Genomic DNA, 16,105 nt, shown 5'->3' on the forward strand with positions numbered 1-16,105 from the left:
CTTTCCGCTCTCCTGCCGCTATAGTGTACCTGAAAACAGGATGGATCTGCCGCACAAAAAAGAGAGACGTATTTTTTTACATCTCTCTTAGAATATCCATTTCTTCTATTATTATGCAACGCTGTACTAGCCCATTCACACAGCACAAAATGTAAGAAACTGCATTTCGCACTCCAAAGGGCAGAACTATACATCGCAAAACGTGTTACGGTTAGCAGTAACACTAATCCGGCTCGTTCAGGCTGCGGATGATAGCCTTCTGCTGGTTGTCCACATGGACATAGACATATTTCAGCGCAGACTCCTTGTCCTTTTTGCGCAGAGCTTCGCAGATAGCTCTGTGCTCCTGGGCAAGGGTACGGCGCACAGCGATATCCTTCAGATACTCAATACGGTAACGGTACATCTGTTCCCTCAAATTGCTCAAGAGCTGCACCAGACGATTATTATTGGTGGCGTTATAAATGATATCGTGAAATGCCACATCCATCTCCGCAAGCTCTGTCAGATCCCCGTTCTCAGTCAGGCTTAAAAATCTCTGCTCCACCTTGTCCAGCTCGTCCAACTCCTCCGGCGTGATCCGCTCACAGGCCAGACGGATCGCCAGTTCCTCCATGCCTTTTCTGACTTCCAGCACATCATTTAAGTCACGCTCTGTGATGGATGCCACTTTCGCCCCTTTTCTGGGTGCCATGACTACCAGCCCTTCCAGTTCCAGCTTCCGGATCGCCTCGCGGATGGGGGTTCTGCTCACACCCAGTTTCTCGGCCAGGGCAATCTCCATAAGCCGCTCGCCCGGTTTTAAATCTCCTTTAAGGATAGCCCTCCGCAGTGTATTGAAAACCACATCCCGCAGCGGAAGGTATTCATCCATATGCATTTCCAAATCCGTTGTCATCTGTGTCTTCCTCCATTATTGAATACTGTAGTCAAAAAAACGGTTCTGGCGATCTTAGTCTCGCGCAGTGCCTCACAGGCCTGCTCCGCTGTCGCCTTATCATCAAAGAGTCCGAAGACCGTAGGACCGCTGCCGCTCATCATGGCATTGACTGCGCCGTGGTCCTTCATATGTTGTTTGATCTCCTCGATCACAGGGTATGCCGGAATCGTCACGCTCTCAAGAACATTTCCCATATGTTCGGCAATCCTGTTCAAATTATGCCATTGAAGCCCCTCCAGCATTCTGTCTATCTCCGGATGTTCTGCAATCTCCGATGCATCCAGTTTCTCATAGACAAATTTCGTGGACACGCTGACAGGCGGCTTTCCAATGAGCACATAGCAGTCCGGACAGGGGGGCAGAGCACGCAGCTTCTCTCCGATCCCCTCCGCAAGTGCAGTGCCACGGAGCAGGCAGTACGGAACATCCGCACCGACCTTCACGCTCCGCTCCATAAGCTCCCGCACGGTAAGCCCCAGTCCGAACAATCGGTTCACTCCAATCATGGCGGCGGCGGCATCCGAACTCCCGCCTGCCATGCCGGCAGCGACCGGTATGAATTTCTGCAGATCCACTGTTATCCCTTTCTTCACTTTGAACTCATCCATCAAAAGCTGCGCTGCTTTATAGACCAGATTGTTCTCGTTGGTAGGAATAAACGGCAGATTTGTAGTAATGGAAATCCCCGGTTCCTCTTTGATATCAATTTCTAACTGGTCATACATGTTAATGGTCTGCATGATCATGCGAACCTCATGATAACCGTCCTCACGTTTTCTGACTACATCCAATCCCAGATTAATTTTCGCCAGTGCCCTTAATCTCATTTTTATCTCCTGTGTTCCCAATTCTGCACCTGAAAGCATGGTTGGTATTCCTTTCTGCCATATGCAGACATGCCCCCGGTGAATCGTTAAGTTTTTGTAACTGTTTGGCAGGTCTTCACATGAACCGGGCTGACTGTAAGAATGTCCCCGTGAAGGGAAAGCTTTCAGCAGCCAGGCAAAAATTCCATCCTCCCAGGCAGTTCTGCATGGATTTCTGCTTGTGGCTGAGAAGATACCGGACAGCTACAAATGTTTATTGTATATTGTATTCGTTTTTATACACTTTATTCTATACGATATACCTCCTTTTTTCAACACCAAAAAACATTATGATTCTACTTTCTTCGTCAATATCAGGGTATCATATGGTTTAACCTCGTCACTTTCCAGATTATTTAGCTGCACAATGGTTTCAATCGTGGTATAAAATTTCTTTGCAATGTCCCAGAGGGTGTCCTGGGGCTGCACCTGGTATCCCACGATTCCGGGCATACTTTGGAGTTTTTCCCGGTCCAGCTCCCGCTCTTCTATCTCCCGGATGATGCCCGTGTCTGTCTGCTTCAGCACAAGAGCATTTAAGTTCATGACTATCTTCACTTCTATCTCGTCACTGTCTATCATAGTGGTGGAAAGTTGTTCCAGATCTGTCCGCAGATGATAGGTACAGTTTTTCCCTATTCCCGGAGCTTCCACCACATGGGTGAAGGGGATCATGGCATCCATGGAATAGAAGGGCATATCATCGTCCCCTATAATATAGAGGATTCTCACCTGGACGATGCCTTCCACTTCTATGCCGTTTTCCACAGGATGGGTGTCGTCTACTTTCACATTTCCGTCGCTGTGGCATATTTGAAGGATCTTCCCCTGGTTCTGTTCCATTTTGATGCGGTCCCCCACACGGCATTTGGAATTGTTTTTGACTAGGAGGCTTTCCAGTTTTCTATTTTCACGGATGGGGACGCATTCTTTTACAGGGGTGTATACGTCCAAAAGCAGGGACATTTCCTCCTCCTCATAGATTTTCATTTCTAATTCCAGGACGGCATCCACACCGATCAGGCGTTCCTCCCCGTCGCTGTCTGTTTTCACCTCCAGTTTACTCTGGGGCATGGTCACATCTATGTTGGGCACCATATCCACGGTACAGCCCACGCATTCCAGTTCCTGGTAGAAGGGGACGGAGTGCTCCAGCCACTGGAGGGAATTGTTGTCATCATCCCCCCGGTACAGGGCGAATATGAAGAGCTCGCCTTTTACACCTATTTTATCGTTTTCCGCCCGGATGTCCATGCCGCGAACTTCCACGGTGTTCCACAGAAGTTCGTGGATATTGGGCTTGTTGGAAGCAAGGGCAATGTCTTCTTTTACCCGCATGGTATCCTTTTTATGGACTGCGATGCCCATGACGGAGATGTCCTTTTTTTTCTGGGAAATGCCTTCCGCGTCCACACCTGCAGGAAGATTGGTCTCCTGCATTTCCTCCACGGACGCGGTGAAGGTTACCAGGGCTTTGATGTTCAGCTTTCTGGAATTGATGAGCTGGACGCTCAGGTCTTCAATGTCCCATTTTACCCGGACTTTGTCACCGTTTTCCAGGCCCTCCAGGTGCATGGTCTCCCCTATGGGAAGGGTGCCGAGAAGACTCTGGATCTTGCGTTCCTCGCTGTCGCTGACATAGAGGAGATAGACCATCAATGCGCCTGTGAGAAAGGCGTGGCCTTCTGATATCTGTACATCGTCTATGTGAATCTCACCTTTTTTCTGTATCATACGACCTACATCGGGTTTGATATCCGGCACATTTAAATCTTCGTCAAAAGTAATCTGGCTGACAGCTTCACATTTTGTATGCATCATACGCATCTGTTTTGTTATTAATTCCACAATAAGCCCTCTTTTCTATTCAAAAATTACCGGCTCTTCCCGGTATTTCATTTTTACCACCAGATATGGATAGGTTGGCTCGTCTTTTAGGTCTTTGTCCTCCTCCGGCCCTATTAGGGTGGTCTGTAGATGGATTGCATTGTCCCACAGGGACAAGTCCTCAATTTGGATACTGTATCCTCCTGTCTCTTGTTTGCCATAGCCTTTGAGAAGGTATAGGTAGGAACCGTCCTGATATGTAAGCTGGAATTCTGATTCTTTGTTTTCTTCTATCAGTTCCTTGACTTTATCAGGGAAATCCTCTTCCTTCATCACTGTGTACTCTGGCTTGACTCCGTCCTGGGCTTTGACTTTTTCTATGCTGCAGGAGGCCAGGGGGAGGGTCAGGAGGCAGATGAAACATAGTGTTAGGATTAATTTTTTCAATGTTGGGGTGCCGCCTTTGGTTTTTGGTGCTCTTAGCAATAGTGTATGTGGAGGGGGGATGTAATATGACAGGGAATTTTTTTGAAATGAGGGATTGGGGAATTGGGAATTTCTTTGAAGGCGGACGGGGGGACAGGGGATTGGGGATTGGGGGATTTTTTTGAAGGCGGACGGGGGAACAGGGCAGGGCGGGCATAAGTCCCAGGAGTGAAGCGTTCCGCTGGACAGAAGCTAACCTGCTCCCAGTCACTAAGCTCGTCACCAGTGGGTTCCTCGCTAAGTGTCTGGGGCAGGTGGATCTCCTGTCCGCTCCTCTGAAACATCACTCCTGGGACTTATGCCCGCCCTGCCCTGTTCCCCCTGGTTTTGATGAAAACTTCATGTTTTGGCGTGATGTGTTGCGTTGGATGGGCTTGGTTGTGGCTTTGAGATCTGGCTTTTTGGATGCGGATTTAGTGACGTTGATTTTGGGATGTGGCTTTGAGAATAAAGCTTTTGAAATACAATTTTAGGGATGCGGATTTGGGAACTCTTCTTGCGAGTGCAACTTTAGGAGTACGATTTTGGTAATTCAGCTTGTGAATACAGCTTTAGGAATGCATTTTCGGAAACTCAGTTTGTGAGTACAGCTTTAGAAACACATTTTCGGAAACTCAGTTTGTGAGTACAGCTTTAGGCATACATTTTTGGAAACTCAGTTTGTGAGTACAGCTTTAGGCATACATTTTCGGAAACTCAGTTTGTGAGTACAGCTTAGGCATACATTTTCGGAAACTCAGTTTGTGAGTACAGCTTAGGCATACATTTTCGGAAACTCAGTTTGTGAGTACAGCTTAGGCATACATTTTCGGAAACTCAGTTTGTGAGTACAGCTTTAGAATACGATTTGGGGAATTCAGATTATGGTTACAGCTTGAGGGTATAGTTTTTGGAAGTTGTTTTTAAGTTATAGTGGTATGGGAGGTGTTTTTGAATTGGTGGATATTAAGTGATGAATACTTTATTGTTTTGGGTTGTGGAATATGTAGCAGATAATTTATTCATTTGTGTGGTGATTGCGTTGCTGTGAAAAAGTCTGCTTGAGGGATTGTTGAGTGGAATGTAGGATTCTATGGTATAAGGTGGTGCTTTATGATCTTGGTTGTGGATGTTAAGGGATGAAACAGTTAATGGGAAATTATGAATTTAGGGAAATGGAGCTGCCGGACGAAGGTGTTTATAGCTGGGTGCGTTTTGGAAAGTGTTGCACGGGTTGCTATGTGGGACTTGCTTCGTGTGGCAGCTCTAGGGATGTATGTTTCAAGGGTGTTGTTGGGTGGGGATCAATTGGCTACTATATTTTGCAGCCATACGCCTTTTTTTACTAGTATGAAGCCTATGAGGCATTTCACCATATCCCCCATTTGTACCAGAATGTAGATGGCAACTACCGGAAGTAGTGTGTGGTGGCTTAGGGTGAAGGCTATGGTTACGCTTACGCACCAGATGAACACACTGTCAAACAGGAAGGTGACAATGGTTTTTCCGCCGGACCGTAGGGTGAAGTAGGCTGCGTGGAGGAAGGCATTTTGGGGCATGAAGACTGCGGTTGCCATGATGAAGTATTTTGCAAGCTCCCTGGCTTCCTGGTTGGTGTTGTAAAGCATGGGGAACAGGGGTGCTAGGAGCAGCATGAGCAGCGCAACACCGGTACAGCAAAATACAGAAAATGCGATCATCTTTGTATCTGTATCCCGGGCTTCTTTCATTTTGCCGGCTCCCAGAAGCTGACCCACTACAATGGCCACGGAATCTCCAAGAGCTATAAATACAATATTGAATACATTGTTGATGGTGTTGGCAATGTTCAGGGCCGCAACTACATTAAGTCCCCGGATAGAATAGCATTGTGTCAGCATGGCCATTCCGGCAGCCCAAAGGGCCTCGTTCAGAAGAAGAGGGGTTCCTTTGATGAGAATCTTTTTAGTCAACAGCGCAGGGACCTTCAGGGTACTGTACAGGCCTTCAATGTATTGGTTTATTTCTTTGTGTTTGTGGGTCCAATGGATGACTATAGCTGCCTCCACATATCTGGACAGTACGGTTGCTATAGCTGCACCCTGGACACCCAGTTCCGGAAAACCGAATTTTCCGTAAATTAATATGTAGTTAAACACCAGGTTAATGATTACGGCTGTGATACCGGCTTTCATGGGTACAACGGTCTCTCCGCATTCACGCAGCGTACTTGCGTATACCTGGACCATCATAAACGGCGGGAGTCCTATAAGCATAATGTAAAGGTATTGTTTCCCGTAGATAAGTGTAGCCGCCAGATTCTCTGCACTGCCCTCACCGTGAAGGTACATGCTGATGAGCTGCTCGCCTCCAATAAGGAAAACGATAACAGTCCCCACTGTTAAAATCAGAGCCATCCATATTTTATAACGGAAAGTATTGCGGATTCCTTCGTTGTCCTTCTGCCCGAAATACTGCGCAGTAAATATACCTGCCCCTGACACACCTCCGAAGATGCAGAGGTTATAGACAAAAATGAGCTGGTTTACAATGGCTGCACCTGACATCTGCTCTGTGCCGATCCTTCCTACCATGATATTGTCCAGAAGGCTCACGAAATTGGTGATGCCGTTCTGTATCATAATAGGTACAGCTATTGCCAGGATCATCTTATAAAAATTTTTGTTTCCGATGAATTTTTTCATCACTCCGGTCTTTTCCATTTTCCTCTAAGCCCCCTAAAATCAGCGATATAATACATAACTTACTACAGGAAATCTTCTTTGTAAAGAAAATAATATGGAATATATTGACGATTTTTTGCGAGGATTTTCGTTAGAATAACAAGAATGTTTGTATCAAAAGAAAATGGTGTGTCTTTTAGGGGTGTAGTGATATATTTTCCACGTTATATAGGTAAATATGGCTTGCATCCCCTTCGTGTTTTCCGTATAATATAAGGAGTTCCAGCTATTGGTGTAATGACAGCAGCATGGCACAGCAAAATGTGCTGTGAATGGCTCCCACACCTTTTGGCATAGGAAACGTGTCATATAATATATAAAATTACCGGCCAGGTATGCACACAGCATATCTGGTTTCTTATCCAATAACATATACCAAACGGTATAGAAAGGTGAGTGTTATGTTCCGCTTTATTCTCGTATGTATTGTAGTTGTAGGATTTCTTATTTTATCCATTCCTATTCTGTTGGTCGAGTGGGTGATTGGCAAATGCAGCCGGAGAGCAAAGGATATCAGTTCTCTTCGTATTGTCCAGGCTGTTTTTAGATGTGTCCTTAAAATTACGGGCTCTGATATTCAGATCATAGGCCATGAAAATGTTCCCAATGACACAGCTGTGCTCTACATAGGAAATCATAGAAGTTTTTTTGATATTCTTCTCACTTATGTCATGTGCCCGGATCTGACGGGATATGTTGCCAAAAAGGAAATGGAGCCAATCCTTCTGCTGTCTAACTGGATGAAATATCTGCATTGTCTGTTTTTGGACAGAAAGGATATCAAAGCTGGTATGAAAACCATTCTGACTGCTATTGACAAAGCGAAAAATGGTATTTCCATCTGTATTTTCCCAGAGGGAACCAGAAATAAAAATGAAAGTGAACTGGAGATGCTGCCCTTCCATGAAGGAAGCTTTAAGATTGCCACAAAATCGGGCTGTCCTATTATTCCCATTGCGATCACCAATTCGGCTGAGATTTTTGAGGCTCATTTTCCAAAGATCAAGCCGGCTAAAGTGATTGTGGAATACGGAAAACCGATTTATCCAGACCAGCTGTCAAAGGAAGATAAGAAACGTCTGGGAGCATATACACAGGAAACTATTTTAAATATGTTGAAGGAACACAGAGAAAACTTCTAAAATTAAATTTTATAGTTTATGCTGCAGTTTATCGTAAAAAACGCTGTTTCGGTTATTCTATTATTATAGAAGGAATACCGGGGCAGCGTTTCTGAATTTTAACAGAAGGAAAATGCCGTAAAAGAGAGGGACAAAGGAATTATGAGGAAAAAATCATACAATATGCTGACCGATCCGCCAGGGCGTTCACTGCTGCTTTTTGCTCTGCCTATGATTTTCGGGAATCTTTTTCAGCAGTTTTATAATATTGCGGATTCTGTGATCGTGGGTAATTTCGTCGGGGAGCGGGCGCTTGCCGCTGTTGGAGCTTCTTATGCGATCACGAATGTATTTATTGCCATTGCCATCGGCGGAGGAATTGGAAGTTCTGTGATCATTTCACAATGTCTTGGCGCAGGGCAAAAAAGTAAGATGAAGACAGCTGTTTTCACCACATTGATCAACTTTTTGGTGGTGAGTATTTGTCTGGGGGCTCTGGGACTTTTCTTGAATCACAGGATTCTGGGGTGGGTGAATACGCCCCAAGAGGTGTTTTCAGATGCAGCGCTGTATCTGGCGATTTATTTTGCCGGGCTGCCGTTTTTGTTTATGTATAATGTAGAGGCATCTATTTTCAATGCGCTGGGCGATTCCAGGACGCCGCTTTATCTGCTGATATTTTCCTCTCTTTTGAATATCTTTCTGGATATGGTGTTTGTCATCCAACTTCAGCAAGGGGTGAGAGGGGTTGCGGTGGGAACGTTGATTGCCCAGGGGGTGTCAGCTGTTATATCATTTGGACTGCTTCTTCGGAAATTGAAGAAATATGAAACGGATGAGCCTTGTCGGCTGTATGACGGGGGGCTGATGGTTTCCATGGTGCGGATCGCGGTTCCTTCCATAATACAGCAGTCTATTGTGCAGATTGGGATTTTGTTGGTCCAGTCCGTGGTGAACAGCTTCGGGGCTTCTGTGCTGGCGGGTTATTCTGCAGGAATGCGGATTGAATCCATCAGTATTGTGCCTATGCTGGCAATGGGAAACGCCATGTCCACATTTACGGCCCAAAATGTCGGTGCAGGGCAATTGGAGCGGGTGAAGAAGGGCTATCGGATGTGCTATGTGACGGTTCTGAGCGCCGGGGCGTTTCTTTGTGTTCTTTATCAGCTGTTTGGGAATGTGTTTGTCTCAGCATTTTTAGATGCCGGAAATGGGAGTGTCGCTTTTCAGACAGGACTGGATTATGTGAAATTTCTTTCGTTCTTTTACGCTTTGATCGGATTGAAAGCCTCCACAGATGGTCTGCTGCGGGGGGCTGGGGATGTGAAAGCATTTACAGTGGCTAATCTGGTGAATCTGTCTATTCGGGTGATCGTGACGAATGTGTTTGCGCCAGTGTATGGGATTCAGGTTGCGTGGATGGCTGTGCCTATGGGGTGGGTGGCTAATTATGTGATATCGTTTGGGTGGTATTTGACGGGGAGGTGGAAATGGAAATGGGAAAAAGTTGGTAAGGTTACGAAAAGAAATTGAATCGATATATCCGGTTCAGTTTAGTTTTCAGGCAAGATGGGAATAAAACCGGAGGGGTTTTCAAACGCACTCCTCCGGTCCGATTTATCTGTTTACATATGATTTGACTAATCCCATGCCTCTCCTAACAGATTAAGAAAAAAATATTGTTTTGATTATAATCAGCTTTCTCTTAAACTGTAACAGTTCAGACAAGCTGAACCGTTACGCATCCAGCCATTAAAAATCGCTTTGCGATGGGCTGGATAAAACTGGCACTACTTTTTCATACGGTCAGCGCAGTAAATGCGCAGACCTGTCTGAACTGTTACCTTAAACTGATCACTTTGCATCTTTTTTTATAGCACGCTATTCCAAATTTCAATATATGGTTTAAACCTAGCTGCTGAAGCTCCTTAGGATAATTTTTATCATTTATTTGCTTCAGCGCATGTCTGCACACAGCTTCAAGATTTTCGTCATCTGAATATTTTACTTCAACTACAATCCCCATGTCTTTATCTTCAATTTCTACGAGGATATCGCTATAACCCTCACCGGATTCACGATTAGACCATACATTCCAATTCCCCTTAAAGCTAAGCAGACCCAGAAGAATTCCATGATAAAAGTTTTCTTTCCTGTCCTTTTTAACAAAAGTCTCCCGGATGCTGATGGTCTTTCTCAGATAGGAATTAAACTGTTTTTCCACTTCAGCTGCATCGCCTTTTTCAAATGCTTCACAAAATGCATTTAATGCTGCTCCGTCTTTCCTAACTGTATCCTGAAACCAATCTGTAATCTGCTTTGTAAATATCTTTCTGACTTCCTGATTTGGAATTACAAGTGGAAATATATCTCCATCAGGTTCTCCCTGTTGTGTCAGATAGCCTGTTGTGTACAAAACACTCCAAATGTTTTCCGCGTTATTATATAGCTCCCGGTAAGTCAGTTCCCGACGGATCTCTTTTTTGATTATATCACCTTCTACAAGGCGTTCTATTTCACGCTTTGTTGTATTAGTTTCAGCATTTTCTATAAAATGTCTGACAGCCTCATTACTGCTAGTGTTCGACCAATAATCCTTTGGCAGTGCTTTGGGATCAAATCTAAGTTCATCACAATAACATATTACATCCCAAGGACAGTAAATATGCACATTTCCAAAGCGGTACCCATCATACCAATCTTTCACTATGCCATAAAATTCGGTCAGTTCGTAGTATTTTAAGAGATCCTGCACTTCCTTATCTGTAAATCCAAAATACTCATCAAATCGTACATCAGTGATAGAGAGGACTTTCAAATTATTTAACCCTGTAAATATGCTTTCTTTTGATACCCGCAGACATCCGGTTAATACAGCAAACTGCAGGCTGTCATTCGTTTTCAATACCTGCTCAAACAAGTTTCGTATCAACATCACCATCTCGTCATAATAACCGTTGTCAAAGGCCTTAGCCAAAGGGACATCATACTCATCAATCAGTATTATAACCTTTTTTTCGTAATGTTTTTGGAGCAGCATAGATAGAATCTTTAGACTACTTGTCAGCACTGTATCTGACATAATAAAACCTTCACGGTTACTTTCATCAACCTCTGTCAGTTGATTAAATAATTTTATTTCCTTTTCGTTTAATTTGGGACTTTCTGACAAAAAGTAGAATCTCAAAGCCTCATTTCCGATGATTGAACTCATCATAGAGCGTGCAGCCGAAAAATCAGTTCCATTTACACCTTTTAAACTGATTGAAATGACCGGAAATTTTCCCATATACGTCTTGCATAAGTCCGTATCATTTGCAATGTCTAACCCTTCAAACAAATTTTTTTTATACTCCTTATCGGTGTTTATTTCAAAAAAACTTTTTAACATACTCATATTAAGAGATTTTCCAAAACGTCTGGGTCGTGTAAAAAGATTAACTTCTCCCCAATTATAAAGTAGGGCTTTAATTAAACCGGTCTTATCAATATAGTAAAAATCTTCTATGCGAATTTTCTCAAAACTCTCTATACCAATAGGGAGTTTCTTTTTAATTTTGGTATTCATTTCTTCTGCACGCCCCTTTCTGAAAAATCAGGTTCACTTAGTCATATTTTCTTCAATTCCCCTTAATCCTCGCTAGATGCCAATGGATTCATTATGTATTTCAATCCACACCACCGCGAAGGTGGTGACGAGAGTGTATTGTACCATGAAATAAGCAATAGAACATTTCAATCCACACCAGCGTGAGGAAGGTGACTTTCGTTTTCAATCACAGTATACCCTACATTTAAATGTTTCAATCCACACTAACGCGAGGAGGATGCCCCTCATTATAAGAGGATTAAAAGAAGATGTCAATATTTCACTCCCACAACTCGAAGGTGGTGACGGCGCCGTTGTAGGGTCAGTCTCGGGCATTGGTACATTTCAATCCACACCACCGCGAAGGTGGTGACGCTGTGACATACGAGAAAGCCGTGGATATGGCTACATTTCAATCCACACCACCGCGAAGGTGGTGACGCGTCCTCTAACGGTATGTATTCTCTATCCTGAAATATTTCAATCCACACCACCGCGAAGGTGGTGACAAGTAATCATGCAATGAAAAAGATTGTGAGGAATTTCAATCCACACCACCGCGAAGGTGGTGACCCTGGCCTGTCGCACGCTCCACCTCTGCAGAGATCATTTCAATCCACACCACCGCGAAGGTGGTGACTATTGCCGCTGGCTATAGTACCGGTTGTTGCTTTATTTCAATCCACACCACCGCGAAGGTGGTGACGGGTCTTAAATTCGACTCTTGAAGGTATGAATCCATTTCAATCCACACCACCGCGAAGGTGGTGACGAATGAACAGTAGTGTAATTGTAAGAATGATGACATTTCAATCCACACCACCGCGAAGGTGGTGACGCCCAACGTAAATATGAGTATAACTGTACTCATATTTCAATCCACACCACCGCGAAGGTGGTGACTATTGATGAAATCATTTATTGCGCATTCTTCATCATTTCAATCCACACCACCGCGAAGGTGGTGACTATATATGTCGTGGAGGACTGGATCAAGGAACATATTTCAATCCACACCACCGCGAAGGTGGTGACGGGAAATCTGCGCTGCAATTACCAGGACAGCGCATTTCAATCCACACCACCGCGAAGGTGGTGACCGAAGTTGTTCGTAATAGAATCGTTAAAATTTTATTTCAATCCACACCACCGCGAAGGTGGTGACGGTTAGGTAATCTTCATACTGCTCTACATACTTATTTCAATCCACACCACCGCGAAGGTGGTGACAAAATCTCCGTCAAACATAAGACCTTCCTGTGTTATTTCAATCCACACCACCGCGAAGGTGGTGACAGACAGAGTGGTGTGTAAGACATGGAATCCTGTATTTCAATCCACACCACCGCGAAGGTGGTGACAGCACCGTTACGGCGGTGCAACATACCAGTGTGGCATTTCAATCCACACCACCGCGAAGGTGGTGACCTAAGTACAGGTCCTGCCAGACCGAGTACAAAAGATTTCAATCCACACCACCGCGAAGGTGGTGACTATAGTGGACAATACCTTTTCCATTCTCCACATATTTCAATCCACACCACCGCGAAGGTGGTGACAGCAAAAATATCTACTTTTCCTCTGATGTTTTTGTATAAAAACACCAATTTTCTTATTATCATGATAATAAAAACGTTACTATTTATGAACCGTTATACAAGCCATCCACTTTTTGACACATTCATCGGTGCGAATGACCCAGGATTTTTCTGTCTGCTTGGGATTCGCACTAAAAAATCAAAGTCGAATCAGCCGCAGTTCCCCTATCCACACCAAAATGTTCCACTTTAGTCTTATAGTTATTTCCTAGATAATAAAATCTGAGACTATCAACCTCCTTATCAATAATTCCTTCTAAAACAGCTTTTAAAGAAACACATTGCGCATTGTCAAGAATACACTCAAAAACTGAGTTCTGTACTCTTCTTCCATAATTAACACACTGTTTAGCCACCTTTCTAAGTCTTCTTTTCCCTGCATCTGTTTCTGTATTTACATCATATGTAATAAGAACTAACATTCATATCACCTACTTCCAAAAAAACGGAGGGTATTCATCTAAATCGCCTCTTATATAGCGTGCAAGCAACAAAGCTTGAACATACGGAGCCATTCCCCATTCAATTTTTTCCTCCCAAAACGGATGTTTGATCATTTCTTGTTTTTTAGCCTGCCAGGCAGATAAAAAAGTTTTCCTGGTTTCTTCGTCCAACACTACCGCTCCATTTTCCTTTTGAATAAATCCTTCCTTTTTTACAATACGTTTATTTATTAATGTAAGAACAAAACGGTCCGCCATCACACTACGGAATTCTTCCATCAAATCTAAAGCTAATGACATTCTGCCTGGTCTGTCTGTATGCATAAACCCAACATATGGGTCTAAACCGACTGATTCTAAAGCAGATCCGCACATCCCGGCAAGAAGAGAGTATGTAAAAGAAAGCATCGCATTGACACGGTCAAGCGGCGGCCTTTTATTTCTTCCTTTAAAGTAAAAGTCCTCCTTTTGCTGAAGGATCAAATCATCGAAAGCCGAAAAATATAGGGAAGCGGCTTCTCCTTCTATTCCTAATAATTCTGACGCACTCTTACATTTTCTCACAGCATGAAGCCTATCCGCCAGCATGGAAGATTTTTTCTTCAGCAATATAGAATCCAGCCTTAGAGAATAGTCCCTAGACGCCCTTTCTAATACCCATCTGGAATTATATATCTTGCCTGTAATAAAATCTCTTGCAATACAAAGACTTTGCTCCTTATCTCCGCTTATCTTATACTGCTGTTTTCTTAATAGAACATTTCCACGCACTTCACCCGAAACCCGCGCAAGAAACCTTCCGTTTCCGGACATAAAACATAAATCGATATTCTTTTTAGCACATGCTCCCATAAGGGCCGGGCTTGCTCCCGTATATCCGAAGGTTACAATAGATTCAAGATTATGGAGAGGTACACGACCAATTTCTTTTTGTTCCTCTAAAACAACTATATTTTCCCCATCCAGGGACAGATAACGGTTATTAGAAGTTACATACAAGGTATTCAACAGCCTTTTCATCCGTCTTCCACCTCCGAAATATTTTTTATTATATAATCCGCTGCAGATTTCCCTTTATTTAAGACCGGAAGACAAATATCTTTCAAAGAACAAGCATTGCAACTCTTGGTACGCTTTACTTTCGGTGTATACCCACGCTCATAATACTGATGCATTTCAGCGAAAGCACTTTTTGTTTTTTCTCTTAGCTCTTCGCTAAACTCCACTCTTTCTCTCCGGCGTATTTCACCGTAAAATAAATAGCCCATAGGAATCTCACAGTACAACATTTCTTCCAGGCAGAGCGCCTGAGCCATTAGCTGCATTTTATCTGCATCATTTGCCTTTGGCTCACCACGTTTATATTCTATAGGTATGACGATATATTTCCCATCCTTACCAGATAATGTGATACCCTCCTGACTTTTGTGGAATTCCACTACATCACATTCACCACTGATGCCCAACACTCGTGAATGGACGGGCATTGCTCTTGAAACAATTAATTCCCCTCTCTTTTCCTTAGCGCTCACATCATGGGCTTTTTCATGCAGAATCCTGCCTTCCGCAGTACGAATATTTTCCTGCCATTGAAGTTCTATGTATGCCAAAGCCCACTGCCTTCTGCAAAATGCAAAATGCTGTACACCGGACAACTGCAGGAAATTATCCTCATCATACAAAATCATACACCTCCGGTTCAACACATTCCAAAGGTTCCCAATGGATCTCATAATCTTCAAATGACTTTGGATGTTCCACTTTCTCAATCCTGAATGCCCTCTGTATTTTTCCAGAAGAAACAGCCGGTGTCTTATCTTTATGCTGCCACCAATAAAGTTTGCAGACCTCCATGCTGCCTTCCGGTCTGGCAGATGATGCATCATTTTCAAACAACGTCTTTAATGCTTCTTTTAATAACTGTGCATCTTCATGTGTAAATCCTGTTTTTTCAGCAAGCTGTACATTGATACTTCCCTGAACTTTATATACACCAAATCCCACTCTATGTTTTGTTCCCATTGTATCTGATGCTTTGCTGTCTTTGCCGGATTCACTATTTACACTTTTTGTTATCTGCATACTAATTACATCCACAGGAGAAAGACTAACAGCCTGATGTATAGACACAGGGCCTCTGACCCCTACTGATACATCCTCCCCCTTAAAGGCGAACACCTGACCAAAACTCCGCACATCTATCCATTCCCTGCATGCAATTTTCGCAAATGTGTCACGGTTTGCCTTTTTCTTTTTATCCATTTCAGCCTTAAGTTCTCTACACCCCTCTGCTCTATCCTTCAAACTAGTGTAGGAATCATCGGAACGGTCATCCGACTGTACAAAAATCCGTTCTCCCAAATCCTGTAAACGATTTCTGATTTTTCTCTTAATACATACATCCGAAATCTCACCATATCCATCTAAATTTACACGCGGCCTGTTTCCATTTAACGGATCGCCATTAGGATTTGCATTTAACGCTGAAATAAATAGTGCAAAATCAACTTTTCCCATTAAATCGCTCATACTC

At 43.6% G+C, this 16,105-nt stretch carries 12 protein-coding genes and 1 CRISPR repeat array; of the genes, 2 read left to right on the forward strand and 10 right to left on the reverse strand.

Annotated elements, in window-relative coordinates; genetic code table 11:
• Positions 1-223 precede the first annotated feature (223 nt).
• The 5 genes from CI595_RS16700 to CI595_RS16720 form a co-directional block, all read right to left on the reverse strand.
• Positions 224-898: a GntR family transcriptional regulator gene (locus CI595_RS16700; RefSeq protein ID WP_095174782.1), complete on the reverse strand. Its 675-nt coding sequence runs from the start codon at positions 896-898 to the stop codon at positions 224-226.
• Complete coding sequence (ispE, locus tag CI595_RS16705) at positions 895-1,767, reverse strand: 4-(cytidine 5'-diphospho)-2-C-methyl-D-erythritol kinase (RefSeq protein WP_095175060.1); 873 nt, start codon at positions 1,765-1,767, stop codon at positions 895-897. Before ispE ends, CI595_RS16700 begins: the two co-directional genes overlap by 4 nt.
• A 327-nt stretch (positions 1,768-2,094) precedes the next feature.
• Positions 2,095-3,654, reverse strand: coding sequence for a DUF3794 and LysM peptidoglycan-binding domain-containing protein (locus tag CI595_RS16710; RefSeq protein ID WP_095174783.1), 1,560 nt, complete (start codon positions 3,652-3,654; stop codon positions 2,095-2,097).
• A 15-nt stretch (positions 3,655-3,669) separates the two neighbouring features.
• Positions 3,670-4,080, reverse strand: coding sequence for a protease complex subunit PrcB family protein (locus CI595_RS16715; protein WP_095174784.1), 411 nt, complete (start codon positions 4,078-4,080; stop codon positions 3,670-3,672).
• Between the two features lie 1,322 nt (positions 4,081-5,402).
• The gene (locus tag CI595_RS16720) at positions 5,403-6,800 is read right to left on the reverse strand and encodes an MATE family efflux transporter (RefSeq protein WP_095174785.1); all 1,398 of its coding nucleotides are present in this window, start codon (positions 6,798-6,800) and stop codon (positions 5,403-5,405) included.
• Positions 6,801-7,222: 422 nt separating this feature from the next.
• Here CI595_RS16720 and CI595_RS16725 point away from each other — a divergent pair, with 422 nt between their 5' ends.
• Positions 7,223-7,963, forward strand: coding sequence for a lysophospholipid acyltransferase family protein (locus tag CI595_RS16725; protein WP_095174786.1), 741 nt, complete (start codon positions 7,223-7,225; stop codon positions 7,961-7,963).
• Positions 7,964-8,104: 141 nt separating this feature from the next.
• Complete coding sequence (locus CI595_RS16730) at positions 8,105-9,475, forward strand: MATE family efflux transporter (protein ID WP_095174787.1); 1,371 nt, start codon at positions 8,105-8,107, stop codon at positions 9,473-9,475.
• A 307-nt stretch (positions 9,476-9,782) separates the two neighbouring features.
• Here CI595_RS16730 and CI595_RS16735 read toward each other — a convergent pair whose 3' ends face one another.
• From CI595_RS16735 to cas7c, 5 genes are all read right to left on the reverse strand, one after another.
• Complete coding sequence (locus tag CI595_RS16735) at positions 9,783-11,510, reverse strand: AAA family ATPase (protein ID WP_095174788.1); 1,728 nt, start codon at positions 11,508-11,510, stop codon at positions 9,783-9,785.
• A 363-nt stretch (positions 11,511-11,873) separates the two neighbouring features.
• Positions 11,874-13,090: direct repeats of the CRISPR family, unit length 32 nt; unit sequence ATTTCAATCCACACCACCGCGAAGGTGGTGAC.
• A gap of 170 nt (positions 13,091-13,260) precedes the next feature.
• Positions 13,261-13,551 carry a CRISPR-associated endonuclease Cas2 gene (gene cas2 / locus CI595_RS16740; RefSeq protein ID WP_095174789.1) on the reverse strand — a complete coding sequence of 97 codons (291 nt, stop codon included), beginning with the start codon at positions 13,549-13,551 and terminating at the stop codon, positions 13,261-13,263.
• Between the two features lie 9 nt (positions 13,552-13,560).
• Positions 13,561-14,592: a type I-C CRISPR-associated endonuclease Cas1c gene (gene cas1c / locus CI595_RS16745; protein WP_095174790.1), complete on the reverse strand. Its 1,032-nt coding sequence runs from the start codon at positions 14,590-14,592 to the stop codon at positions 13,561-13,563.
• Positions 14,589-15,257 carry a CRISPR-associated protein Cas4 gene (gene cas4, locus CI595_RS16750; RefSeq protein ID WP_095175061.1) on the reverse strand — a complete coding sequence of 223 codons (669 nt, stop codon included), beginning with the start codon at positions 15,255-15,257 and terminating at the stop codon, positions 14,589-14,591. Before cas4 ends, cas1c begins: the two co-directional genes overlap by 4 nt.
• Positions 15,247-16,101, reverse strand: coding sequence for a type I-C CRISPR-associated protein Cas7/Csd2 (gene cas7c, locus CI595_RS16755; protein WP_095174791.1), 855 nt, complete (start codon positions 16,099-16,101; stop codon positions 15,247-15,249). Before cas7c ends, cas4 begins: the two co-directional genes overlap by 11 nt.
• Positions 16,102-16,105 lie beyond the last annotated feature (4 nt).

The organism is Blautia hominis, from assembly GCA_002270465.1.
GTDB classification, from domain to species: Bacteria; Bacillota; Clostridia; order Lachnospirales; family Lachnospiraceae; genus Blautia; species Blautia hominis.

Excerpts from the sequence above, each read along its gene's own strand:
- cas2 (WP_095174789.1), bottom strand. The coding sequence starts at position 13,551 with ATGTTAGTTCTTATTACATATGATGTAAATACAGAAACAGATGCAGGG.
- cas1c (WP_095174790.1), bottom strand. The coding sequence starts at position 14,592 with ATGAAAAGGCTGTTGAATACCTTGTATGTAACTTCTAATAACCGTTAT.
- CI595_RS16700 (WP_095174782.1), bottom strand. The coding sequence starts at position 898 with ATGACAACGGATTTGGAAATGCATATGGATGAATACCTTCCGCTGCGG.
- CI595_RS16730 (WP_095174787.1), top strand. The coding sequence starts at position 8,105 with ATGAGGAAAAAATCATACAATATGCTGACCGATCCGCCAGGGCGTTCA.
- CI595_RS16720 (WP_095174785.1), bottom strand. The coding sequence starts at position 6,800 with ATGGAAAAGACCGGAGTGATGAAAAAATTCATCGGAAACAAAAATTTT.
- CI595_RS16725 (WP_095174786.1), top strand. The coding sequence starts at position 7,223 with ATGTTCCGCTTTATTCTCGTATGTATTGTAGTTGTAGGATTTCTTATT.
- ispE (WP_095175060.1), bottom strand. The coding sequence starts at position 1,767 with ATGAGATTAAGGGCACTGGCGAAAATTAATCTGGGATTGGATGTAGTC.
- cas7c (WP_095174791.1), bottom strand. The coding sequence starts at position 16,101 with ATGAGCGATTTAATGGGAAAAGTTGATTTTGCACTATTTATTTCAGCG.
- CI595_RS16735 (WP_095174788.1), bottom strand. The coding sequence starts at position 11,510 with ATGAATACCAAAATTAAAAAGAAACTCCCTATTGGTATAGAGAGTTTT.